Source organism: Salinivibrio sp. SS3, assembly GCF_001722105.1.
Taxonomy (GTDB): Bacteria; Pseudomonadota; Gammaproteobacteria; order Enterobacterales; family Vibrionaceae; genus Salinivibrio; species Salinivibrio kushneri.
Genome location: NZ_MEBQ01000010.1, coordinates 1 through 25,479, shown reverse-complemented (window position 1 = coordinate 25,479; position 25,479 = coordinate 1). Strand labels below are relative to the sequence as shown.

The following is a 25,479-nucleotide window of genomic DNA, read 5'->3' as shown; positions in this document are numbered from 1 at the left end:
GCGTTAGCGAATGGCAAAGCGACGACGTAAACGGCGCAATAACAGAAAGATCCAAGGCCAGAGTATAAAGTTAAGCACACCGGCCCAAAGCTGCTCTGGGTTAAACTGTACGTTAGACACCAAGTACTCCGCCCAGAACTCGATCAATTTTCCCGCCAAGGTCAGTAATGCCAACAAGAGTGCCTGCTGCCAATACGACATGTTGCGTAACAATTGAAAGTTCAGCGCCACGATGTAGACCAAAATCGCCATCATCAAGCCGCGCACCCCAAGGGTTGAGCCCAACATTAAATCCCATAACAGGCCGAGTACTAGCGCCGTACCAACATTCACCCGATGGGGTAATGCCAGCACCCAATAAAACGTGACGAGCAAGACCCAAGAAGGACGAAAAGGAGCCAGTTCCCCCGGCCAGGGAGCCGCTTGCAAAATCAGCGCAATGATAAAAGAGAGCCAGATGACAAACTGGCCGCGAAATGTCACATTTGCCATTACGGCGCTTCTCCCTCACCATCTGACGATGGCGCTGTATCAGGTGATGGTGCGGTGTCTGACGACGGCTGCGCGACAGGCTGATCCGGGCGCGCGTTCTCGCCCTTTTCGGGAGTTGGCCACACCAGAAGCAGATAACGCAGACGATCAAACTTCACCGCTGTAGTGGCTCGCACTTGCGCAAACGGGCGCTTGTTATCAAACGAAAACTCCGTCACCGTGCCAACCGGGTAGCCTTCAGGAAAGACACCGCCCAGTCCCGAGGTGACTAATTTGTCACCCACTTTAATGTCCGTGCTGCTAGGAATATTGTCCAACCCGACGTAGTGGGTCGACCCGCGCCCAGACGCAATCACCCGAATATCATTGCGCATGACCTGAACGGGGATCGCATGGGTGGGATCGGTCAGCAGTAGCACGCGGCTATTGTGGGCACCCACATACGCAATTTGGCCAACCACCCCGTGCTCGTTGATCACCGGTTGCCCTTCATACACGCCATTCGTCCGCCCTTTATCTAGCATGACTTGATGTTTATAAGGGTCCGAGTCAACGGCCATGACTTCAGCCACCATTTTGCGTTCATCACGAATAAACGACGAGCCCAGCAGCTCGCGTAGACGCTGATTTTCACGCTCTGTCTGCGCTAACAGAAGCTGATCACTTTCCAGTTGTAACACCTGCTTTCGCAATGCGCGGTTCTCTGCCACCAAACGTTGGTGAGAGCGAAACTGCATCACCAGTTCATCTAGCGTGTCGCGCGGGACGTTGGACGCATATTGTAGCGGCGCCACCAACGTGTTTAGGAAATAACGCACCCCAGCGAACGCATCAAGACGACTATCAGCCAGCATAAGGCTGACTGATAGTAAAAGAGCGAAAAACAGGCGCAATTGCAGAGAGGGTCCTCTGCCAAACATAGGTTTCATAATGAAAACGACCTGTTTGTAGGCGCAGTCACGTTAATCTTCGCTAAAAAGATCACCGCCGTGCATATCGATCATTTCCAGCGCTTTACCCCCGCCACGCGCGACACACGTCAGTGGATCTTCGGCTACCACCACTGGAATACCGGTTTCTTCGGTCAGCAAGCGATCAAGATCACGTAGCAGCGCACCACCGCCGGTGATCACCATGCCACGCTCAGAAATATCAGATGCTAGCTCCGGTGGGCATTGCTCGAGCGCCACCATCACCGCAGAGACAATCCCAGTTAGCGGCTCTTGCAGGGCTTCTAAGATCTCATTGGAGTTAAGCGTGAAGCTACGCGGCACCCCTTCAGCGAGGTTACGACCACGTACCTCAATTTCACGCACTTCATCGCCTGGGTAGGCGGACCCGATTTCATGCTTAATCCGCTCTGCAGTGGCTTCACCAATCAAGCTGCCATAATTTCGGCGAACATAATTGATGATAGACTCATCAAAACGATCCCCACCAATACGGACCGACGATGAATACACCACGCCATTAAGCGAAATGACCGCCACTTCTGTGGTACCGCCGCCGATATCGATCACCATCGAACCGGTGGCTTCGGACACCGGCAAGCCTGCGCCAATCGCTGCCGCCATGGGTTCATCAATTAAGTAGACTTCACGGGCACCGGCCCCTAATGCCGACTCACGGATGGCTCGGCGTTCAACTTGGGTTGAGCCACAAGGTACCGCCACCAAGACGCGCGGGCTTGGGCGCATGTAGCTGTGATCGTGTACCGATTTGATAAAGTGCTGCAGCATTTTTTCTGTGACGTAGAAATCAGCAATCACACCGTCTTTCATCGGACGAATCGCGGCAATGTTCCCCGGTGTTCGACCTAGCATCTGCTTCGCATCATGACCCACAGCAGCCACACTCTTGGGAGAGCCTGCACGGTCTTGGCGAATAGCAACAACAGACGGCTCATCCAGAACAATGCCCTGTTCTTTTACGTAAATCAGTGTATTGGCGGTTCCCAAGTCAATGGATAGATCGTTGGAAAACATCCCGCGAAGTTTCTTAAACATGATGGTCGATTAATCCTGCAAGCTATGAAATCAGACAAATTGAGCTAAATGTATCAACGCGCAAGGTAAGCGGCAAGATACGGTGCTGTAAACCTGAATGAGATCTGTGTTTTTTTTCAATGCGCTGTCATTTTGATGATTTTTCCATCAACAACGCATTATTCCTGTTGTCTTTCTCGGGTTGGTGATTGGCATGACTGATGGATCACCAACTGCGTCGATGCCTTCGTTGACGCCGTTGCCTCGTTATACGTTAAGTAGCACTCCGTCGCGGGCTGCTCATGGAACAGCCAGATCAAGTCGACCCGATTCTTATCTGGATAGCGTCGTAACTGCCAACGCGTTGCATCCTTCAGCGCCGTCACTAACTCAGGCAAGGCACTGATCTCGGGGTAGCCATAAGAAACGCGAATGGACGTGCCATTGACGGTCAGTGTGTGTTCAGCCTGATCACTGACCTTTTTCTTTTCGGCCAATGCGTGTGTTTGCGTCATGGCGCTTTCGATACCGCTTTTTAAGCCTTTAAGCGCTGACACATTGGCATCCGCCTCATAATCGTAGAACTTCGGGATCGCAATCACCACCAGCACCGACAAAATACTGACGACGAGTAAGGCTTCTAACCATCCGCGTCCTTGTTGATGGGAGAGCTTGATGGCTGGACTCATCGCTTCCCCCATCGGCGGCGTTTTCTCTGTGCCGGATGCGGCGACATTTCCGCCCCAAGCAGCCGCCCTTGTCCGCCCGCGACACCCAGTTCTTTCACCACAGACCATTCCTCATTGGTTTCCACGCCCACCGCCAGTACCTCGGTAGTGGTGGCCTCACAAGCACCTAACACGCTGCGTAAATACAACTGGTTCTCTGGTCGTTGGTCGATATTGCGCACCAAACTACGGTGAAGCTTGATATAGGCTGGTTGAATATCCTTAACATAGTGAGTGCTCACTATCGTTCTACCTGCTTGGTCAACAACTAGACGGCACCCTAACGCGGCAATCATTCGTAAGCAAGGCCGCGCCGCATCAAAGTGTGAAACCAAAGCGCCTTCAGACACTTCCACCAGTAAGCGATTCAAGGTACTGCGTGGCGTTTGTAGCAAGATATCGCGCAGCCACACCACAAACTCACGTTGACAAAGTGAGTATGCACTTACATTGACGGCGTAGTTATCGATATAGTCACGCGTTTTTAACCACCACAGCGCGCGACCCATGGTCGCCTTGTCAAACGCCACATCCATACCGACCCATTCGACGCCTGGCCAAAAGCGCGAAGCCTTGAGTACCTTGCCTTTTTCGTCCTTAATTCGGCCTAAAAGTTCATAATGAAGGCGGGTTTTGCCATCTCGCGCAAACACAGGTTGGCGATAAAGCATCGGTCCCTCTCCTGCCATCACCGACTCGAGCAACGTCCGCCAACGCACACTGCCCCGCTTATCCAGTTGGCTGAGTTGCTTATCGAACTGTGACCAACCATTCTGGCCGGTTAGTACCGCCGCTTTAAGTGCGCGCTCGGCTTCGTCCATTAATCGTCCACGTCGCTCACTGGCACCAAACGAGGTCATGCCAAGGTGAAACCAGTTGTCTTGATCAAGTGCCTCCGGGGGGGCGAGCTTATCTAACGCATTGGTGATTTGCGCTAAAAAGGGATGCACTTCGTCTCCAGCTTGGTTGACCAGTAAAATGGCGAAATCCGAGGCAAAATAGCGCGCCAGCACCGCATCGGGAAAGCGCTGAATCGCATTAGACAGGACATTGCCAATCGCTTGAATCAGTTGGTCGGCGGCTTCTTGCCCATGCTGCGCCACCAAATCTTCCCATTCTGCCACTCGCACCAAGATCACACTACCTTGGCTGGCATCATCACTGGCCAGGGTATGCAGGCGATTATCAAACATCACTCGATTTGCGGCGCCGGTAAGTTGGTCTAAAAAGGTGTTGGTGCGAATAAAGGTATCAAAGCGGCTTCGCTCTTGGCGGGCTTCTTTAAGCTCTTCGATCAGTTGCGTTAACGCCGCACTGGCAGGGATTGGCCACTCGCGGGGATCGCCTTGCTGCGCATCGTCGAGTCGCCCTGCTAAAATCAGTCGGCCACGCTGCTCGAGCACCTCACTGCCATACAGCTGACGCCGGAGCCAACGGATCCCCCATGTGAGCCCCAATACAATCACCAAAATCGCCGCCGATAACGAGGACAATGGACCAATCGAATAGGCAAACTCCGCATAAGGCGGGACGAAGGTCAATTTGACCGCAAAACCAGGGTTGCTCTCCAAAGGAATATCGCGCGAGATCACCTGCTGGTTAGCAACTGTCTGGTACTGAATTTGTTCGTATTGATACAAAATGCCAGCGTCCGAGTAAATCGTTAGGGACGTTACATCACTGGCTTTCAACATCTTGGGGAGCCAACGCGAAAAGTATTGGTTATCGCGCTGATCGCCTGCCATCTCTTGATCGATGACCTCCACCATGCCATCGACATAATGCGAGATAAAATCAATCCCTAACTGGCGAAAACTGATCGCACCGCCAATAAACAACACAAATATGGCGCACACCACAATAAGGGTGACAAATGCTACGAGTCGGTTGGTCAGCTTCATACCGCTGACTTTGATCGCATTGGCTGTTCTATCCATGATTCTCTGCTGACTTGGGTCGCCTTTGGGGGCTAATAGCCGCTATTATCAGGCTTGGTTATCATAATGTGAATGCCTAGACCACGAATCGGTGGCTGTCTTTTTACGCAACGAGGACTCATGGACTGGATTACCTGTACACAAAGCTTTATCTGCGTGGTGGATCATGGCTCGCTAGCCCAAGCGGCTACCAAGCTACACACCTCAAGCTCTGCCCTTTCAAAACGCTTAAGCTGGCTAGAGCGCCAATTGGGCGTGCAATTGCTCAAACGCACCACGCGCAGTCTGTCGATGACGGATGCGGGCGATCTCTTCTACCATCGCGCCAAGACGTGGGTCGACGACTGGCAACAATTAGTCAGTGAGACCACCTCCACCTTTGGTGAAGTCAGTGGTGTGTTGCGTATCGGGGCACCATTGGTGACAGGGAACCGCTTTCTGGTCAACTTTATTGCTGAGTTTCTTGAGATTTACCCGAAAATCAAAGTCGAACTCACCACCCTCACCCCTGGTCAGCTGCCGGATCTGAACCTAGACGTGGTGATCAGCCGTGAACTCGAATATTTTAACTCCGCCAGCTACATCGCCGCTAAGTTATTTGATTTTCAACCTGGCTTTTTTGCCGCCCCTGCCTACCTCGAACGCCATCCTCCTATCACCGCGCCCGAGCAATTAACCCAACACAATATTTTGCTGTACGGTAATTCACATCAGCCTCAAGAGCGGGTGTTTGAAGACGGCACCCGCTTACAATTATCCGGGAATTTTGTCTCACCTAACCCTGAAGCCTTAGTCAGTGCTGCCGTGATTGGTATGGGGATCATTTTGGGGGGCGCCGGGACGGTGCAGAAAGAAATCGACCAAGGCTTATTGGTCCCGGTGCTGCCAGCCCTTAAGCAACCACGATTATCGGCCTACGCCTACTACCCTAAGCTGGAGTACAACCACACCAAAACCAAATTATTCATCGACTTTATTAAACAAAAAGTTAAAGGCTTGTACGTTTAGTGTGCCGTTAAAGCATAGGTAATACCAAGCTTCATCAGGGCTTAGCCGATTTTGGAAAAAGTATTTTATCTTTTATCTATATATCGATAACAATCACTGCGCTAGGGTGAGCCAAGACACTCACCGCAACAAGGCACGAGACCCATGGCCTATTATAATCCTAAATACCCTGATACTCCTTCTCTCAAACGCGCGGCCAAGCGGCGTATCCCCGCATTCGCCTTTGATTACCTTTGTGGCGGTTGCCATGATGAGATTGGCGTGGCGCACAATGCCGGGGCGTTTGAGCACGTAAAACTGCAATCTGACTTGCTTGCGCCTACCCCAGAGATCGACTTATCCGTCGAGTTATTTGGCCAACGCTATGCCGCGCCGTTTGGTGTCGCCCCTGTGGGACTTCAAGGGTTAATGTGGCCCAAGGCCCCGGAAATTCTAGCGAAAGCGGCCTATCAAGCAAAGCTTCCTTATGTACTCAGCACCGTATCCTCAGCGAGTCTTGAAACCATCGCCGAGATCTCTGAGGGAACGGCGTGGTATCAACTCTATAATCCGACGGATGCCAAGATCCGTGAGGATCTCATGGGGCGTATCAAACGCGCAGGTTATAAGGTACTGGTGGTGACCGTGGATGTGCCGACCTTCGGTTATCGTCCGCGCGATATAAAAAATGGCTTGGCGATGCCGCCGAAAATGAACCTGCGCAATATCCTGCAAATGATGCAGTGTCCGGCGTGGAGCTGGCAGACGTTATTGGCCGGCGTGCCTGAGATGCAAACCCTCAAGCCTTATATGCCAAAAAACATGCCCACCAGCGAACTGGCCAACTTTATGAACAATACGGTGATGGGGGCGGTCGACTTCGACAGCCTTAAGGTGATCCGCGATAACTGGGACGGCCCCTTGGTACTAAAAGGCTTGGTCAACCCAGACGATGTCAAACAAGCGGTTGCGCTCGGGGCCGACGCGGTGGTCTTATCCAACCATGGTGGCCGCCAGTTAGATGTTGGCGAGTCGCCACTGGATACCATTCAAACCATCAAGCGCTTATATGGTGACAAGATTAAACTATTGATGGACAGTGGCGTACAAAGCGGCGGTAATGTGGCCCAAGCGATGGCCATGGGCGCTGACTTTACCTTGCTAGGCCGCACTTTTGTCTATGCCTGTGGCGCGGTGGGTCACCACGGCGGTGAGCATGCAATAGACATGCTCACCCAACAAATGACGCAAGTGATGGGACAGTTAAAGTGTCCAACGCCGACACAACTGCCACACTTCTTAAAAGCAGGGCCTGGCGTCGCCTAACCCCGTCTGTCAGTGACCGACCATGCCAAAACGCAAAAAGCCCCAATCGGGGCTTTTTCGTTGCAACAACCTTGGCGTTGACACGCCATTTCACGCCGCGCGTTTTAGAACGGAATGTCGTCGTCAAAATCAGGCAAATCGTTATATTGCTGCTGAGGTTGCGACTGTGGCTGTGGTGCCGACTGTTGTTGCGGTGGCTGTTGGTTAAAGTTTTGCTGTGGTTGCTTAGGCTGCTGAGGCTGTCCCCATCCACCTTGCTGCTGCGGTGACTGCTGCATGGGCTGACCTTGGTTCTGACCACCACGGCCACCCAGCATTTGCATACTGCCACTAAACGGCTGTACCGCGACTTCCGTGGTGTAACGGTCTTGCCCGTTTTGGTCTTGCCACTTACGTGTCTGCAGTTGACCTTCGATATACACCTGAGAGCCTTTGCGCAGATACTCACCCGCCACTTCGGCGGTTTTACCGAACAGCACAACACGGTGCCACTCTGTTTTCTCACGCATCTCACCGGTGTTTTTATCACGCCATGACTCTGAGGTCGCGAGGCTGAGATTCGCCACCGCACCGCCGTTGGGGAGGTAACGGATTTCCGGATCGTTGCCCAAATTACCAATCAAGATGACTTTGTTTATGCCACGGCTGGCCATAGGTGACTCCCACTGTTCTTGGTTGCGCGCGAAACGATTTCGCAAACTGGATAAATAAGGAGGAAGTCTAGCACGAGCACCCCAGAGGTTCGAAGCTTTTCCACGCGATCTGTTTCCATATTCTGCAGTTAACGCGTCGGCACAATGGGTTATCCCTCGCAACGTATACCTTAAAGATAAAAATGGTTTAGACTGATGGAAAGCTTGCCCAGCCTTGACGTCGGTGATCACCCCACTGACGTCACGCGCGGATACGCATGTTGAGTCATCATCAGTAGGATGCTTATGAACCAGGCCGAAACCACCTCAGATAGTTACACTCTGCTTCTTATCTCTCAGCCCAGCATGTCTGTGTCTGCACTGATGACATGCTTGGAAAAAGAAATCCATAGCGAGGTTGAGCTCGTCACGCCCGATGCGATCACCGACAAGCTCACCGCCCGCCCAGGCCTGGTGCTGGTCGACTTAAACGCCTTTGATGATATGGCCACCGAGCAGCTAAAACAATCGCTGATCCCCTTTGCCGACCAACATGTCTTTGCGCTGCTCAATGCACATGATTTAAGTGCCAAAGAACTCGCCAGCTGGCCATTTATCAAAGGGGTCTTCAAAAAAGAAGATGAGATCCGGCATCTGTGTTACGGCATCGAAAAAATGTTCTCTGGCGAGTACTGGCTACCCCGTCATAAAATGGCCGCGTTAATTCACTATTATCAGCAGCACCACCAACAAGCGATCGATGAGCAGACCATTGTCCTGACCAACCGTGAACAACAAATCCTACGCCACCTAGTCACGGGCGCTTCCAACCAAGATATAGCCCGTGCATTGGACGTCAGTGAACACACCGTCAAGTCGCATCTTTATAATGTGTTCAAGAAAATCAATGTCCGAAACCGGGTGCAAGCGGTATTTTGGGCGAAAAACAATTTATCCTTAATTGGCTCAACAGGGCTTGAGGCCTACCCTGGCGCTGACGACGATCACCGCTAGTTGGGCCAAGCTCGTCAATCAAGGTAAGATGGCGCGCCACTCAATTAACAAGGAAGTCACGGTATGGGGTTTGATGTCTTTAACGGGGATGCAGATGGGCTTACCGCGCTGGTGCAATGGCGCTTAGCACACCCACAAGCCACCACGTTAGTGACTGGGGTGAAACGCGATATTGCCCTGTTAAAACAGGTACCCACCGACACCGAACAGGTCACTGTACTCGATATTTCGATGGCGAAAAATCAAGAGCCACTGGCCACACTGCTCGCCTCGGGCGCGCATGTTTTCTACGCCGATCATCACCAAAGTGGCCCCATCCCTGACTCGCCATTGTTAGACGCACATATTCATACCCGTGCCAATACCTGTACCGCGCTTATTATCGACAAGCTTCTCGGTGGCCAGTATCGAGAATGGGCGTTGGTTGGCGCGTATGGCGATAATCTGGATCGCACTGCTAATGCCCTCGCCCGACAGTCGGGTATTGACGAACATACCCGCGCACGCTTAGAGCAGCTCGGCCACTACCTCAACTACAATAGCTATGGCGCGAGCTTGGATGATCTGATTATCCCGCCCGCGGTGTTATACCGCCACCTGTGTGGCTTTTCGACCCCCGATGCTTTTATGCGTGCTTATCCGGACATGGTGATGGAACTAGCTAATGCGTATCAACACGATCGGGAACGCGCCCAAACCCTCAGCCCCGAGCTTAGCGATGAAAACGCCCAGGTCTATCTACTCCCTGATACCGCGTGGGCACGGAGAATCAGCGGCATGCTTGGCAACCAGTTAGCCAACCGCCACCCTGACCGCGCCCATGCTGTGCTCACCCCGATGCCCGGAGGAGAGTGGATGGTCAGCATTCGTGCCCCGTTAAATCTTCCCACTGGGGCCGCGCAATTGGCGGAGCAGTTCATCACGGGCGGAGGGCGCGCTGCCGCGGCGGGGATTAATGCCCTTCCCTCTGCATCCTTATCGGCCTTTACCGATGCATTTATGACACATTTTTCCGCCCATGCGGACTAAGCAACGCGGGTGTGGTCACGCTATCTGGGGGCATTGGTGCGTAGGACTTGCTTAGCCGCACTGAACCCAGCAAACTATTGACCCAGATAACATTGTTAGCAGCCGCTTGCTAGCAACCCGCTTGGTGGTGTCGACGAATAAAGATCCGTCGCCACCCAATATAAAAGAAAGGATCTGAGATGATTAAAAAATGTCTGTTCCCAGCGGCTGGCTATGGCACCCGCTTTTTACCGGCAACCAAATCGATGCCCAAAGAGATGATGCCAGTGGTCAACAAGCCTTTGATTGAATACGGCGTGGATGAAGCCTTGGAAGCGGGTATCAACGGCATGTGTATCGTCACGGGGCGTGGTAAGCATGCCATCATGGATCACTTTGATAAGAACTATGAACTGGAACATCAGATCAGTGGCACCAACAAAGAAGTGCTACTCGATGACATCCGCAACACCATTGAAAAAGCCTCTTTTACTTACATTCGCCAACACGAAATGCGCGGTCTGGGGCATGCGATTTTAACCGGCCGTGAGCTGGTTGGCGACGAAGCCTTTGCCGTCGTACTCGCCGATGATCTTTGCATCCATCCTGATAACGGCGTCCTCAAACAAATGGTGGCCTTATATAATCAATTCCGTTGCTCGATTGTCGCGGTGGAAGAGGTGCCGGAAGATGAGACCCATAAATATGGTGTGATAGCCGGCCAAGAGATCAAAGATGACCTTTTCCGCGTAGATAATATGGTGGAAAAACCCGATCCGGGCAATGCGCCAAGCAACCTTGCCATCATTGGCCGATATATTCTGACGCCAGATATCTTTGATCTGTTAGAAACGACCCCACCGGGTAAAAACGGCGAAGTGCAGATCACCGATGCGCTGCTCAAACAGGCACAATCAGGCTGTGTACTGGCGTACAAATTTAAAGGTGAGCGCTTTGATTGTGGCAGCGTGGAAGGCTTTATTGAAGCCACTAACCACTGCTACCAACATCACTACCTTGGCGGACGCAATAAAGACGAAGCGACGGTGAAAAATCGCCGATAACGTTAATCGCGTCGGATCGCGTGTTTTCCCCTTCATGTAAAGGCTGTGTAAATATACAGCCTTTTTATTTGGTCATGGTCATGTCTATGCCATACTAGGCGACCAACCAGTGAGCTGACTGAGTAGTAGGATAATAATGGACAATATCGACGTCAGAGGCGCGCGCACGCACAACCTCAAAAACATCAACCTCACCATCCCTCGCGACAAGCTGATCGTGATCACTGGCCTGTCTGGTTCCGGCAAGTCATCATTGGCTTTCGATACCTTATACGCAGAAGGCCAGCGCCGCTACGTTGAATCCTTGTCAGCGTATGCACGCCAGTTTCTTTCCTTGATGGAAAAACCCGATGTTGACCATATTGAGGGCCTGTCGCCTGCTATCTCGATAGAGCAAAAGTCCACCTCGCACAATCCACGCTCAACGGTCGGCACCATCACTGAAGTGTATGATTACTTGCGCTTACTGTACGCGCGAGTGGGCGAGCCACGCTGTCCCACTCATGATGTCACCTTGGCCGCTCAGACCATTAGTCAGATGGTCGATAAAGTGCTTGCGCTGCCAGAGGGCAGCAAGCTGATGCTGCTCGCGCCAATCATTAAAAACCGTAAAGGGGAGCATGTTAAGACCCTTGAGAACCTCGCCGCGCAGGGATTTATCCGTGCAAGGATCAATGGCGAAGTGTGCGATCTTTCGGATCCGCCGACACTCGAGCTGCAGAAAAAGCACACCATTGAGGTGGTGGTCGACCGCTTTAAAGTGCGCGATGATCAGCAACAGCGTTTGGCGGAATCTTTTGAGACTGCGCTCGATCTAACAGGCGGCAGCGCGGTGATCAGTTGGATGGACGGTGAAGGGGAAGAGATCATTTTTTCCGCCAACTTTGCCTGCCCACACTGCGGTTACAGCATGCAAGAGCTTGAACCTCGCCTGTTCTCCTTTAATAATCCAGCCGGTGCCTGTGGTACCTGCGACGGCTTGGGGGTGCAACAGTATTTTGATCCCAAGCGGGTGATTCAAAACCCAGCGGTTAGCTTGGCGGGGGGCGCGATCCGCGGCTGGGATCGGCGTAATTTTTATTACTTCCAAATGCTACGCTCGCTGTCTGAGCATTACGGGTTTGATTTGGAAGAGCCATGGCAGGATCTCTCCGGCACCATTCAGGATATCCTCTTGTATGGGTCAGGGCCGAAAGAGATCGAGTTCAAATACGTCAACGATCGGGGCGATATTCGTGTACGCAAACATCCATTTGAGGGGATCCTCAATAACATGGAGCGTCGCTATCGCGACACCGAATCGAATGCTGTGCGCGATGAACTGGCCAAATATATCGCTACTAAACCCTGCGCCAGCTGCGGTGGCTCACGCTTACGCCAAGAAGCCCGTCATGTGTTTATCAACGGCCACAACCTGCCCGAGGTGTGTGAGCTGAGCATTCAACAGGCGCTAGACTTCTTTGAACAACTGACCTTAACCGGACAGCGCGCCAAGATTGCCGAAAAGGTGATGAAAGAGATCCATGACCGGCTACGGTTTTTAGTCAATGTGGGGCTCAACTACCTGAATTTATCGCGCAGTGCCGATACCCTCTCTGGCGGTGAAGCACAGCGTATTCGACTGGCCAGCCAAATTGGCGCGGGCTTGGTGGGCGTCATGTATGTTCTGGATGAGCCCTCTATCGGCCTGCACCAGCGTGACAATGCCCGCTTGCTTGACACCTTGGAGCACCTGCGCGATCTGGGGAACACCGTGATGGTGGTCGAGCATGACGAAGATGCCATACGTGCAGCCGATTACATCATTGATATTGGCCCGGGGGCCGGGGCACATGGGGGCCACATTGTTGCCGAAGGCAGTTTAGAGGACATACTCGCCAGTGAGTCGTCACTGACAGGCCAGTATCTAAGTGGCAAGCAAGCCATCGAGGTGCCCGCAAAGCGTATTGAGCGCGACCCGAACAAAATGTTGACCCTGAAAGGGGCAACGGGCAACAACCTGAAAAACGTTGATCTCCACCTACCTGTCGGACTCCTTACCTGTGTGACGGGTGTGTCAGGCTCAGGCAAGTCAACGCTTATCAATGACACCTTCTTTAAAGTCGCCCACCAGCAATTAAACGGCGCGACCACCGCTGATCCCGCGCCGTATCAATCGATTGATGGCTTGGGGCACTTTGATAAGGTGATCGATATTGACCAAAGCCCTATTGGCCGTACCCCACGCTCAAACCCAGCCACTTATACGGGGATCTTTACTCCGATCCGTGAGCTGTTTGCCGGCACGCAAGAAGCGCGTGCGCGCGGCTATAAAGTGGGTCGCTTCAGCTTTAACGTGCGCGGCGGTCGCTGTGAAGCCTGCCAAGGGGATGGCGTGATCAAAGTGGAAATGCATTTCTTACCCGATGTGTATGTGCCTTGTGATGTGTGTAAAGGCAAGCGCTATAACCGGGAAACATTGGAAGTACGCTATAAAGGCAAGACCATCGATGAAGTCCTTGAGATGACTGTCGAGGACGCGCGTGAGTTTTTCGACGCCGTGCCCGCGATCAAGCGCAAGCTACAGACGTTGATGGATGTTGGCCTGAGCTATATTCGCCTTGGCCAAGCCGCCACCACCTTATCGGGCGGTGAAGCACAGCGGGTTAAGTTAGCCCGAGAGTTGTCTAAACGGGATACGGGTAAAACGCTCTACATCCTCGATGAGCCGACCACAGGGCTTCATTTCCATGATATTCAACAACTGCTTAATGTCTTGCATCGCTTGCGTGAACAGGGCAACACTATCGTGGTGATTGAGCATAATCTGGATGTGATAAAAACCGCGGACTGGATCATCGACTTAGGACCTGAGGGCGGTAACGGCGGCGGTGAAATCATCGCGCAAGGTACGCCAGAAGACATCGTCGATGTTTTGGGTAGCCACACCGCCCACTTCCTCAAACCTATGTTGGAGCGATAATGACCTCAGCGCTGCCGCCGAGTCGCGTAATAAGAAAGCCGCTAACAGCCCCATTTCTGCTTGCGTTAGCGGCCTTGTGGTTAATCTGTTTGCCCCTCTATTCGGTGTCTCTCCCGTTAGTGGGCATTCGCCATCCTGCGGCAGCGTTATCACTACTGACCTTGGCGTTTACCTTAGGGTTTGCCTGTTTGGAAGTCGTGCGTCAACATACCTGGCGGGCAAGCCGACTGACCTGGATGCTTGGTTTGGCAACGGGCCTGGCGATTATTCCTTATTACTATCCGCACGCAGAGGCACTCAATAGCGGTTATGCCATGGCCGCCTTGATACTGAGCCTCGGTTTCTTCTCCAGCCTTCAGCAGTTTGTTTTTAACCATTCGCAGCGGCAAAAGCTACTCGGGGTATTTTTGCTCGCCTCTTGGCTCGCGGTGCTGTCGGTGTTGGGCAATCAATCACCACCGGGCATGGCACCTTTTATGTTTAACAACTGGGTGCCTCACTTGCCCCCAGCGGTCACGCATACCCTGCTGCTCACGGGGCTGACGTTAGCCGCATACATTCTCGCCAGAGAGCCGAGTGGCCGCTATCGCCACCCTATCAGCCAAAGCTTATTGGCCGTCACCCCCTTCATTTTTATTCCCGTATTAGCGATGCAAGGCCAGCCCCTGCTGCTGCTCTTTGCCTTGTGTGCCGTCGTGTTACAGCAAGCCTATTTGGCTCGCTTTGCCTCCAGGCGCCAGCACAAAGCCTGGCTTGTGGCGGTCTGTCTCGGCGCTATCCTGGCGGTATTTTTCCTCAGTGGTCAAGATAGTTGGCAATGGCTGAGCGCCAGCGAGCAACGTGCGTTGTTGTTAGCGTGGCAACAATGGCAGACAACGCCGTTTTTTGGGGTAGGCATGGGGAATGGCAAGCAGGCCTTGCTATTGCTTTCTGCTTCACAACCTGGCCATCTGGGTCCAGTGAACCTGCCCAGTGCACTGCTATTTTGGCTGTTGGAAGGAGGCTTATTGATTGGATTGGGCTATGTGTTGGTGATCATGGCTATCGGCGTCAGGATCTTTCGTGCGCCCTCAGGAACACGGCGGATCTTGATTGCTTTAGTGCTTCCTCCGCTCACAGGACTGATGATCTATCCGGTGAGCGGCACCCAGTGGTTTAATGGGATATTGTTACTCCTTTGGCTATACTGGCTTGATAACCTCACCAGTAAATATCGCCGCTACCCAGTCCTCACTCATGGTTACAGCCAACGTATCGCCAGTCGCACCGTGATCACTGCCCTCGTCATCGCGACACTCGTGTGCCTGTCGTCCGTGTATTTGGCCAATCGTTATTTGCGCGACTCTTTACTCAGCTCACAACGCTTTGCCTTGTATCAGCAGCATCCATGGTGGCAGCAAAAGCTCGCCCACGCACAACAAAGCCGCCACTTTCAGGCTAATTTGGCGACTCTGTCTGGCACTGAGCGCCAGCAACATCTTAACCAATTATTGCGTCAAGTGGCGCAAAGACCACGCTTTGCTGGCTACCAGCACGCCTATCAGGTGGCTCTGCAAATCGGTGACCGTCAACGGGCTCGCGATATCCAGCAAGAAGCGCGTTATTTGTATCCAAACGCGGCGAAGGTATGGACAACCCGCCATACCCTCCCAAACCATGCGACGCCCTAGCGTAATGCCTCTTCAAGGGATTTAAGACACAGGGCAATGTTCTCATCCCTTGCGCCATAGCCCATTAAGCCGATCCGCCAGGCTTTGCCGGCGAGATCGCCCAGCCCCGCGCCAATTTCCAAGTTATAGGTGTTGAGGAGATGCTGGCGCACGGCGGCATCATCCACGCCCTCAGGAATATAAACGGCGTTAAGCTGGGGCAAACGATAGGGTTCATCGACCACAAAGCCAATTCCTAGGTTGTCTAATCCCGCTTTCAAACGCTGATGCATCGTGCGGTGGCGCTGCCACGCGTTTTCAATCCCTTCTTGATACAATCTAAGCAGGGCTTCATGTAAGGCATATAAACTATTCACGGGTGCCGTATGGTGGTAGCTACGTTTGCCGTCACCGCTCCAATATCCTAACACCAAACTTTGGTCGAGAAACCAGCTTTGCACCTTGTGAGTGCGCGCCTGCATTTTTTCGATTGCACGGGGCGAGAATGTCACGGGCGATAAGCCCGGCACACACGATAAGCACTTCTGACTGCCTGAGTAAACCGCATCCAACTGCCATTCATCGACTTTCAACGGCACGCCACCGAGTGAGGTCACCGCATCGACAATAGTGAGGCAGCCATGCTCGCGCGCCAAGGTGGCAAGGGCCTGTGCATCTGAGCAAGCGCCTGTGGACGTCTCAGCATGGACAAATGCGACAATGCTAGCCTCCGGGTGCGCTTTCAAAGCCGCTTCAACCTTTTCAGGATTAACAGGATCGCCCCAAGCATCATCAACCATCACCGCGTGTGCGCCACAGCGTTCCACGTTTTCTCGCATCCGGTCGCCAAACACGCCATTGCGACACACGATCACTGTGTCACCAGGCTCCACCAAATTGACAAAACAGGCTTCCATCCCCGCACTCCCGGGGGCAGAGACCGCAATGGTAAACGGATTTTCGGTTTGAAAAGCGTACTGCAGCAGCTGCTTGACCTCATCCATCATGCCAATGAATAAGGGATCAAGATGCCCCAATGTCGGCTTACTCAATGATTGCAGCACCGATGGATAAATGTCAGAAGGGCCTGGCCCCATCAGTGTGCGAGCGACAGGTTGAAAAGACTGAATATCGGAAATTGCACGAGCCATCACGAATCCTTGTTGTTGGTACCGAAGCTCACCGTTATAGCATATTTTTTCGCCATCCCCCTAGCCTCTGGCACATGAACTGTGTGATCGCTAGCGTCGATTTGCTTTTCTTGTCAGGGTCGATAATGGGCAATGGCCTTTTCTTGCCTGGGTGAGAGGCAGGCGCTGGGCAGCGCTCCTATCGAGCGTAAAAACACGGTTGACACCCTGCGATCACACCCGTAATGTTAAAACTGTTCATGCGGTCACCGACCCATGACTGAACATGCAGAAGAGGTGCATTTCTCAGGCAGTTATCAAGCGGAGCCCCACTCCTAAGCATGATAACCAGGGGAGACAATGCCGAGGTGGCGTACGATCGGGGTCGATACGCTGCCGGCCTTGAAGGCTGAATCCTTCAGGCTGTCACTTGTCATCCATATGGACAGACAGGTGGAGCGCTTCTGGCAGACTACACCTGCCGTTTGCTCTTCCTACCTTGTCGCGGTATTTATCGCGGTCACGATGTGACTTCTGATGTTCCCCATGATTTTTAATTTTTTGACTCTGCTAGCCAGAGAGGGGAAAGGACGTGAGGCCATTACCATCAATTTCAGTCGCTAAGTTTGGCGGCACCAGTGTCGGGACGCTAGCGGCGATGCAGCAAAGCGCCGCTGTTATCGAGCAAAACCCGCAAACCCGTTTAATCGTGATCAGTGCGTGCGCCGGTGTGACCAATCATTTGGTCGCGCTGGCAAAAGGGATCAGCGACCCTGACGCGCGCCAAGCCAAATTAGACGCCATTCATACCATTCACCAAGCAATATTGCGTCAACTTCCTGATTGCCAAAACACGCAAACAGCAGTGGAACACTGGCATCTCGCCATTGCCGAGTATGCCGAAAAAGCGGTTTCCGCCCCAAACTCGGCCTTAACCGATGCACTCGTCGCCTGCGGCGAGCTGATCTCGACTCATATTTTCACTCATTTACTCAATAGCCGAGGTATAGCAACAATACGGGCCGATGCGCGTGAATTGCTGCGCACCGACAGCCAGTTTGGCTGTGCCCAGCCTGACCCACAGCAGACGCGAACACAGTGCCACGACCAATTGCTTCCGCATTTAGCCACACACCGAGTGGTCACCCAAGGGTTTATCGGCGCGGATGCCCACGGACAAACCACCACCTTAGGCCGTGGTGGTAGCGACTACAGTGCCGCACTGTTCGCCGAAGCCGTGGACGCAGAGAGTTTGGCCATTTGGACTGATGTACCGGGGATTTATACCACCGACCCGCGGATTGCCGACCAAGCGCGCCCAATCAGTGAAATTAGTTTTAGCGAAGCCTCAGAAATGGCCACGTTTGGTGCCAAAATCCTGCACCCATCCACCTTAGTGCCTGCAGTGCGCCAACATATTCCTGTGTTTGTCGGGGCTGCGAGCGCGCCTGAGCAAGGCGGCACCTGGATCCGCGAACAAGCGCACTCGGCACCGCTGTTTCGTGCCGTCGCCTTACGACGAAACCAAACCATGGTGACACTGACCAGCTTAAACATGTTCCATGCATATGGCTTTTTGGCCAAAGTATTTGAGGTTTTGGCACGATTTGAAATCTCGGTGGACTTGATCACCACCTCAGAGGTCAGTGTCGCTTTAACCCTTGATCAAACCAACACTCAGGGCGACGCACCGCAGCTGCCAGAAGCGGCTATCGCCGAGCTGACCCAGTTATGTCATGTCGAGATCTGCGAGAACCTGGCGGTGGTGGCGCTGATTGGCAACGAGATGAGCCATACTGCTGGCGCGACAGCGCCGGTGTTCAGTGCCTTAGCACAACACAAACTACGCATGATTTGCTACGGTGCCAGCAACCACAATGTCTGTGTTGTGGTTGAAGATGACGATGCCACCCAGGTGGTGCAGCGGTTACACGCGGACCTATTTGAGTGAAGAAAGAAGCCAGCACATTGATGTGCTGGCTTTTTAAGTTAGCCGTTTAAGTTCGGCCCGAGCCATTTTTCCGCTTCTTCGCTGCTCCACCCTTTGCGTGCTGCATAGCTGTCTCGCTGATCGTTTTGGATCTTCGCCACCGCAAAGTAACGTGACTCAGGATGGGAAAAATACCAACCTGAGACCGACGCCCCCGGCCACATCGCGTAGCTTTCAGTGAGTGTCATCCCCGTATGCGCTTCTACCGACAGCAATTGCCAAATTTTGCCTTTCTCACTGTGTTCAGGGCAGGCGGCATAACCCGGCGCTGGCCGGATCCCTTGGTATTGCTCGCGGATCAGCGCGTCGTTATCGAGCGTCTCATCGGGCGCATAGCCCCACAAGGTGATCCGAATTTGCTGATGGAGGTACTCTGCAAAGGCTTCTGCGAGTCTATCGGCGACCGCCTGGATCATGATCGCGTTATAATCATCCTCTTTCGCTTTGTATTCTTCCGCCAAGGCATATTCGCCAATACCACCTGTGACCGCAAATGCGCCAATCCAATCCGGCTGGCCACTGCTTGTTGGCGCAATAAAGTCCGACAAGCAATAGTTGGCACCACGTGGCTTTTTCGTTTGCTGCCGCAAGTGGTTCAGTACGGTGAGCGTCGCTTGGCGAGACCCATCCTCATAGACCTCAATATCATCATCAATGCTATTGGCAGGAAAGAGGCCACACACCCCTTTTGCCGCCACCAAGCCCTCTGCCTCGAAACGATCGAGCCAAGCATTGGCGTCCTGGTACAAACGACGCGCTTCCTCACCCACCAGTTCGTGATCCAAAATCGCCGGGAATTTGCCACTAAGTGACCACGTCATAAAGAAGGGTGTCCAGTCGATATACTGACGTAAGGTTGCTATCGAGACATCATCGTAAACATGCACGCCCGGCTTCACCGGTTGCGGAGGCACATAGTTTGCCCAGTCCGTTTGCCACTTATTGTCGCGCGCCTGCTCAAGGGACACCGGTGCCGTGCGCGGGGTTTTACGCTGGTGCTGCTCACGTACAGCGGCATAGTCTTTGGTTAAACGAGCCATAAAGTCAGGTCGCTGCGTATCGGATAATAACGATGAGCATACCCCCACAGCACGTGACGCGTTGGGCACATAGACCACAGGCGCATGGTAATGCTGCTCAATTTTCACCGCGGTATGGGCTTTGGACGTGGTCGCACCGCCAATAAGTAGAGGAATATCAAACCCTTGGCGCTCCATCTCTTTCGCCACGTTCACCATCTCATCTAACGATGGGGTAATCAGACCCGATAAACCAATAATATCGACGTTTTCCTCACGCGCCACCGACAGGATTTTATCGGTCGGTACCATCACGCCGAGATCAATAATCTCGAAGTTATTACATTGCAGCACCACACCAACAATGTTTTTGCCAATGTCATGCACATCCCCTTTGACCGTGGCGAGCAAGATCTTGCCATTGGTCTGTCCTTGCTGCTTTTCAGCATTGATGTAGGGCTCAAGGTAGGCCACCGCCTGCTTCATCACCCGTGCCGACTTCACCACTTGTGGCAGGAACATCTTGCCTTCACCAAACAAGTCCCCGACCACGTTCATGCCTGCCATCAACGGGCCTTCAATCACTTCTAGAGGTTTACTTGCCGCGGCACGAGCCAACTCGGTATCTTCAACAATAAACTCGGTAATGCCTTTGACCAGTGCATGTTCAAGGCGCTTTTCCACTGGCCAACTGCGCCACTCTGCAGTTTCTGCGACCTCGCTCTCCCCGCTATCGCGATAGCTGTCGGCGATGTCCAATAAACGCTCCGTGGCGCCATCATCTTTGTTGAGCACCACATCTTCTACTGCCAGGCGCAAAGACTCGGATAAATCATCATAAATCGCCAATTGACCGGCATTGACGATCCCCATGTCCATGCCATTTTTGATGCAGTGATACAAAAACACCGCATGAATAGCCTCACGGACGGGATTGTTGCCTCGAAACGAAAACGACACATTTGAGACGCCGCCCGAGATCATGGCATGCGGCAGGGTTTGTTTAATGTCGGCCACCGCGTTGATGAAATCAACCGCGTAGTTATTGTGCTCGTCAATGCCGGTGGCAACCGCAAAAATATTAGGGTCGAAAATAATGTCTTCCGGTGGAAAGCCAACTTGCTCGACCAGAAGGTGATAGGCCCGCGTACAGATTTCTACTTTCCGCGCCTGGGTATCAGCCTGTCCTTGCTCATCAAACGCCATCACGATCACTGCCGCACCATAGCGACGGACTAAACGTGCTTGGTGCAGAAAGGCTTCTTCTCCTTCTTTGAGCGAAATAGAGTTGACGATGCCTTTCCCTTGAATGCACTTGAGGCCAGCTTCAATCACCTCCCATTTGGAGGAATCAATCATCACTGGCACACGGGCAATATCCGGCTCCCCCGCGCAAAGGTTGAGGAATCGCACCATGGCCTTTTCGGCATCCAACATACCCTCATCCATATTGATATCGATGATTTGGGCGCCGTTCTCCACTTGCTGCAATGCCACTTCAAGCGCTTCGTCATATTGCTCCTCAACGATTAAGCGTTTAAAGCGTGCTGAGCCGGTGACATTGGTGCGCTCCCCCACGTTGACGAACAAGCTATCAGCATTAATGGTCAGGGGCTCGAGCCCAGATAAGCGACAGGTCACAGGGTGGTCAGGCAGAGAGCGTGGCGCATGTTGCTTCACCGCGTCGCTAATCGCTTGAATATGTTCGGGCGTAGTGCCACAGCACCCCCCGACCAAGTTGATAAAGCCAGACGCCGCCCACTCATCAATGTGTGTCGCCATCTCTTCGGGAGAAAGATCATACTCGCCAAAGGCGTTGGGCAACCCCGCATTGGGGTGGACGGAGACAAAGCCCTCACAAATGTCGCTCAGCTCTTTGACATACTGGCGCAATTCAGCTGGCCCAAGTGCGCAGTTTAAGCCAAACGACAGTGGCTCGACATGACGCAACGAGTGATAAAAAGCGGCGGTGGTTTGTCCGGATAAGGTACGTCCAGATGCATCAGTGATGGTGCCGGAGATCATAATGGGTAAGCGAAAACCGCGGGCATCAAAGACCTTTTCAGCCGCAAATGCGCATGCTTTGGCATTCAAGGTATCAAAAATGGTCTCCAACATGATGATATCAACACCGCCGTCAATGAGCGCTTCGGTGGACTCGGCATACACGTCGACTAACTGATCAAAGCTGACATTGCGAAAGCCCGGGTCATTCACGTCTGGAGAGATTGAACACGTTCGGTTCGTCGGCCCTAACACGCCCGCGACAAAACGGGGTTTATCCGGCGTTTTCACCGTCCACGAATCAGCAACCTCACGCGCAAGCCGGGCTGCCGCGCCGTTGATTTCCGCACTCAGCGCCTGCATGTCGTAATCAGCCATCGCGATTTGGGTGGCGTTAAAGGTGTTGGTTTCAATAATGTCCGCGCCCGCCGCCAGATAATCACTATGTAGCGAAGCGATCTTATCAGGCTGCGTCAGCACCAAGAGATCATTATTACCTTTCACATCACAGTGCCAATCTTTAAAACGTTGGCCACGATAATCGGCTTCGCTCAGTGCCAAACCTTGGATCATGGTGCCCATGCCACCATCGATCACTAGAATACGGTCGCGCAGTTGCTGTGTTAGTCGGTCCATACTATTACGCTTATCATCTTCCTCGTTGCAGTCATTTCATCCTACCACAGCGGAAATGGAAATCTAGACGTCTATAAATAACAATTTATTTTGATCTATTTCAATTCAGCTGTTCGTTTTGAAAGCGATTTCTATTAATATTTCGACACACTTTTTCATTCCCTCGTTGCACTAGGAAGCGGCATGTCAACCTACGCAATCCTCAGCTTTATGGCTGCTGCAGCCATCTTTATCGCTTTTATTAATAGTAAAATCAGCCGAGTACAAACCACGATCGCCATCACCGCCAGCTCGCTCCTACTGTCTTTGCTGATAGTGATCGCCGGTCAATACCAAGCAATTCCACTAAAAGCCATGGCCGAGCAGATACTGACAGATATCCACTTTGATACGTTTTTGCTCAAAGGCGTCCTCGGCTTTTTGCTCTTCGCAGGGGGGATTGGCGTCAAGCTTCCCTCTTTCTCCGACCAAAAGTGGGAGATCACAACCCTGGTGATCGGCGGGCTATTGGTCTCTGTGTTGTTAATCGGCACCGGTATCTGGGGCGTGTTTCAACTGATTGGCATCCCCTTTGATTTCCTCTACTGCCTGTTATTTGGCGCGCTGATATCGCCCACCGACCCCATCGCTGTGCTTGCTATCGTCAAAAAGCTGCAAGCACCGACGCGGATCACCACACAAATTGAGGGAGAGTCATTATTCAATGATGGTGTGGGTATCGTGATCTTTGTGACCCTTTTTACCCTAGCCTTTGGCGACAACAACCCGACGGTGGGCGGTACCATTGCCTTGTTTTTACAAGAAGCCGTTGGCGGGGTTTTATATGGCCTAGTGCTGGGCTATCTTTTCCATCGCTTGATTTGTGCCACTAACGATCACTCGATGGAATTGCTATTAACGCTGGCTATCCCCAGCGCTGGCTATGTCTTGGCCGATATGCTGCATGTCTCTGGCCCGCTGGCAATGGTGGTATCGGGGATCATGATCGGTAACTGGACCCGCTTTATTGGCTTTTCCAAAGAAAGTGAAGATCACCTCGACCACTTCTGGGAATTAGTCGATGAATTTCTTAACAGCCTACTCTTTCTCCTCATCGGGGTTAGCTTGCTGCAAATCAGTTTCCATAAAGAAGACTGGATCATTATGGCGGCGGTGGTTCCTATTGTGCTTCTCGCCCGTTTTATTAGCGTGAAAATGTGCTATCTCGGTTTCAACCGCTTTCGTTCTTATAACCCTTGGGCGGTGCGTATATTAAGCTGGGGTGGGTTACGTGGCGGTCTCGCACTGGCGATGGCGATGGCCGTGCCCGCTGGCATCATGGTGGTGCCGGAAAAAAATATCGATGTTCGCGAGCTGATCCTCATCATGACCTACGCGGTGGTGGTATTTTCCATTTTAGTGCAAGGCTCAACCATGACAGGCATGGTTGATAAAGCAAACGCAGCACAAGACGAAATGGATAAACATCAAACCTAAATCCACACAGCTCCCTAAGCAAAAGGCGTCCGCAGGCGCCTTTTTTATTCATCCAGGGTAAAGTTAGACGCAGAGAAGCTATCCAAGTCGAAGGGCGTTTGCTGGTAAACACAATAGTTTAGCCAGTTGGCAAACAGTAAATGGCCATGGCTGCGCCAACTCACATACGGTGGCTGGGAAGGATCGTCATCCGGGTAATAATTAAGGGGGACAGCCGGCTCCATCCCTTCTTCTAAATCCCGATGGTATTCATGATGCAAGCTATGAGAATCATACTCAGGGTGACCGGTGACAAACACATTGCGCTTATCTTTCGTCGCCGCCAGATAGGTACCCGCTTCATTAGAGGTTGCTAAGATGTCGAGATCCGTATGCTCTGCAAGATAGTTAGGCGAAAAATCCGCATAGCGCGAGTGGGGCGCTAAGAAACTATCATCAAAGCCGCGTAATAGCGGATGTTTGCATAAGTCAGCATTAATGTCGTGCTGATAGACACCCGATAACTTCTCCTTACGAGTTTTCTTAGGCAAGTCGTAAAGTAGCTTTAAGCCCGCTTGCGCGGCCCAACAGATATAGAGGGTTGAAGTAACGTGTTGGTGCGCCCAATTCATCACATCCTGTAAATGCTCCCAATAAATCACATCCTCGAACTGTACCAACCCGAGTGGCGCGCCTGTCACGATAAGGCCATCGAAATTACGTCCGCGAACGGCCTCAAACTGACGGTAGAAGGTATCAATATGCTCGGTCGGCGTATTTTTGCTTGGCCGGTTATCTATCCGCAAAAGCTCAACATCCACTTGCAAAGGGCTATTAGAGAGCAAACGCATAAATTGCGTTTCTGTCTCGATTTTCTTCGGCATCAGGTTAAGTAGCAGCACCTTCAGCGGGCGGATGTTTTGACTCACCGCGCGCGTCTCGGTCATTACGAATATGTTTTCACGCCTTAGGATATTGGTCGCGGGGAGCTGATCCGGGATTTTAATCGGCATCACTGCCTCCTAGAGATGTTTAGACGTCCAGATATCTAATAACATAACCCAGTCACTGATTAAGCTCAAGCAGTGATCACCCTTAGACCAACATTGTTTTAAGCATAGGAGAAGACAGGATTGATAAGAAAGACAGAAACGAAAAAAGCCCCCCGCGAATGCGGAGGGCTTCGAAAAAGCTCTTGGCAGTGACCTAATCTCACATGGGGAGACCCCACACTACCATCGGCGCAGCAACGTTTCACTTCTGAGTTCGGCATGGGTTCAGGTGGTGCCGTTACGCTATGGCCGCCAAGAAAATTCTGGTGCTGATAGGCAGATTTGAACTGCCGACCTCACCCTTACCAAGGGTGCGCTCTACCAACTGAGCTATATCAGCGAAAACGCTTCATCAAAGTCTTACGTCAATCTGCTTTGATACTTTAATCCGTTTTTGCCTTCAGATTTT

General features: G+C 52.4%; 18 protein-coding genes, 1 tRNA gene, 1 rRNA gene and 1 riboswitch. Of the genes, 9 read left to right on the top strand and 11 right to left on the bottom strand.

From position 1 onward, the window contains the following. Positions 1-3: 3 nt before the first annotated feature. The 5 genes from mreD to csrD form a co-directional block, all read right to left on the bottom strand. The gene (gene mreD, locus BGL48_RS05790) at positions 4-492 is read right to left on the bottom strand and encodes a rod shape-determining protein MreD (RefSeq protein WP_046073888.1); all 489 of its coding nucleotides are present in this window, start codon (positions 490-492) and stop codon (positions 4-6) included. Further along, on the bottom strand, positions 492-1,421 hold the full coding sequence (mreC, locus tag BGL48_RS05785) for a rod shape-determining protein MreC (RefSeq protein WP_077457725.1): 930 nt from the start codon (positions 1,419-1,421) through the stop codon (positions 492-494). Before mreC ends, mreD begins: the two co-directional genes overlap by 1 nt. Before the next feature lie 33 nt (positions 1,422-1,454). Then, a complete protein-coding gene (locus BGL48_RS05780; protein WP_046073887.1) occupies positions 1,455-2,498 on the bottom strand; it encodes a rod shape-determining protein in 1,044 nt (347 codons plus the stop codon). 158 nt (positions 2,499-2,656) lie between these two features. Next, a complete protein-coding gene (locus BGL48_RS05775) occupies positions 2,657-3,166 on the bottom strand; it encodes a hypothetical protein (protein ID WP_141698060.1) in 510 nt (169 codons plus the stop codon). Then, positions 3,163-5,142: an RNase E specificity factor CsrD gene (gene csrD, locus BGL48_RS05770; protein WP_069361771.1), complete on the bottom strand. Its 1,980-nt coding sequence runs from the start codon at positions 5,140-5,142 to the stop codon at positions 3,163-3,165. The genes BGL48_RS05775 and csrD overlap by 4 nt, the downstream gene beginning before the upstream one ends. 120 nt (positions 5,143-5,262) lie before the next feature. Here csrD and BGL48_RS05765 point away from each other — a divergent pair, with 120 nt between their 5' ends. After that, positions 5,263-6,150, top strand: coding sequence for a LysR family transcriptional regulator (locus tag BGL48_RS05765; protein WP_069361770.1), 888 nt, complete (start codon positions 5,263-5,265; stop codon positions 6,148-6,150). A 144-nt stretch (positions 6,151-6,294) separates the two neighbouring features. Continuing rightward, the gene (locus BGL48_RS05760) at positions 6,295-7,455 is read left to right on the top strand and encodes an alpha-hydroxy acid oxidase (RefSeq protein WP_069361769.1); all 1,161 of its coding nucleotides are present in this window, start codon (positions 6,295-6,297) and stop codon (positions 7,453-7,455) included. A gap of 104 nt (positions 7,456-7,559) precedes the next feature. On the opposite strand, the gene BGL48_RS05755 is transcribed toward BGL48_RS05760, so the two are convergent. Beyond that, positions 7,560-8,108, bottom strand: a complete 549-nt coding sequence (locus BGL48_RS05755) for a single-stranded DNA-binding protein (RefSeq protein ID WP_069361768.1) — start codon at positions 8,106-8,108, stop codon at positions 7,560-7,562. Positions 8,109-8,393: 285 nt separating this feature from the next. On the opposite strand from BGL48_RS05755, the gene BGL48_RS05750 reads away from it, so the two are divergent. The 5 genes from BGL48_RS05750 to BGL48_RS05730 all read left to right on the top strand — a co-directional run bounded on the left by BGL48_RS05750 (position 8,394) and on the right by BGL48_RS05730 (position 15,805). Beyond that, a complete protein-coding gene (locus tag BGL48_RS05750; RefSeq protein ID WP_069361767.1) occupies positions 8,394-9,101 on the top strand; it encodes a LuxR C-terminal-related transcriptional regulator in 708 nt (235 codons plus the stop codon). 63 nt (positions 9,102-9,164) lie between these two features. Continuing rightward, entirely contained in the window at positions 9,165-10,130 is a 966-nt protein-coding gene (locus BGL48_RS05745) for an acetyltransferase (protein ID WP_069361766.1), read from the top strand. Between the two features lie 179 nt (positions 10,131-10,309). Continuing rightward, positions 10,310-11,173 (top strand): UTP--glucose-1-phosphate uridylyltransferase GalU, encoded by an 864-nt coding sequence (gene galU / locus BGL48_RS05740; protein WP_069361765.1) that lies wholly within the window; start codon positions 10,310-10,312, stop codon positions 11,171-11,173. Between the two features lie 136 nt (positions 11,174-11,309). Continuing rightward, positions 11,310-14,135: an excinuclease ABC subunit UvrA gene (uvrA, locus tag BGL48_RS05735; protein WP_069361764.1), complete on the top strand. Its 2,826-nt coding sequence runs from the start codon at positions 11,310-11,312 to the stop codon at positions 14,133-14,135. Then, on the top strand, positions 14,135-15,805 hold the full coding sequence (locus tag BGL48_RS05730; protein ID WP_069361763.1) for a Wzy polymerase domain-containing protein: 1,671 nt from the start codon (positions 14,135-14,137) through the stop codon (positions 15,803-15,805). Before uvrA ends, BGL48_RS05730 begins: the two co-directional genes overlap by 1 nt. Here BGL48_RS05730 and BGL48_RS05725 read toward each other — a convergent pair. Beyond that, positions 15,802-16,935 carry a pyridoxal-phosphate-dependent aminotransferase family protein gene (locus BGL48_RS05725; protein ID WP_069361762.1) on the bottom strand — a complete coding sequence of 378 codons (1,134 nt, stop codon included), beginning with the start codon at positions 16,933-16,935 and terminating at the stop codon, positions 15,802-15,804. The genes BGL48_RS05730 and BGL48_RS05725 overlap by 4 nt on opposite strands. A 263-nt stretch (positions 16,936-17,198) precedes the next feature. Continuing rightward, positions 17,199-17,386, top strand: a riboswitch (Lysine riboswitch). A 120-nt stretch (positions 17,387-17,506) separates the two neighbouring features. Here BGL48_RS05725 and lysC point away from each other — a divergent pair. Beyond that, positions 17,507-18,865, top strand: coding sequence for a lysine-sensitive aspartokinase 3 (gene lysC, locus BGL48_RS05720; RefSeq protein ID WP_083238457.1), 1,359 nt, complete (start codon positions 17,507-17,509; stop codon positions 18,863-18,865). A gap of 38 nt (positions 18,866-18,903) precedes the next feature. Here the strand turns inward: lysC and metH are convergent, their stop codons facing one another. After that, complete coding sequence (gene metH, locus BGL48_RS05715; RefSeq protein WP_069361760.1) at positions 18,904-22,563, bottom strand: methionine synthase; 3,660 nt, start codon at positions 22,561-22,563, stop codon at positions 18,904-18,906. A 183-nt stretch (positions 22,564-22,746) separates the two neighbouring features. Here metH and BGL48_RS05710 point away from each other — a divergent pair, with 183 nt between their 5' ends. Then, on the top strand, positions 22,747-24,039 hold the full coding sequence (locus BGL48_RS05710) for a cation:proton antiporter (RefSeq protein WP_069361759.1): 1,293 nt from the start codon (positions 22,747-22,749) through the stop codon (positions 24,037-24,039). A gap of 44 nt (positions 24,040-24,083) precedes the next feature. Here the strand turns inward: BGL48_RS05710 and metA are convergent, their stop codons facing one another. The 3 genes from metA to BGL48_RS05695 form a co-directional block, all read right to left on the bottom strand. Further along, entirely contained in the window at positions 24,084-25,031 is a 948-nt protein-coding gene (gene metA / locus BGL48_RS05705) for a homoserine O-acetyltransferase MetA (protein WP_069361758.1), read from the bottom strand. Positions 25,032-25,211: 180 nt separating this feature from the next. Further along, positions 25,212-25,327: ribosomal RNA gene (gene rrf / locus BGL48_RS05700) — 5S ribosomal RNA — on the bottom strand. A gap of 7 nt (positions 25,328-25,334) precedes the next feature. Then, positions 25,335-25,410 (bottom strand) — tRNA-Thr (locus BGL48_RS05695). Positions 25,411-25,479 lie beyond the last annotated feature (69 nt).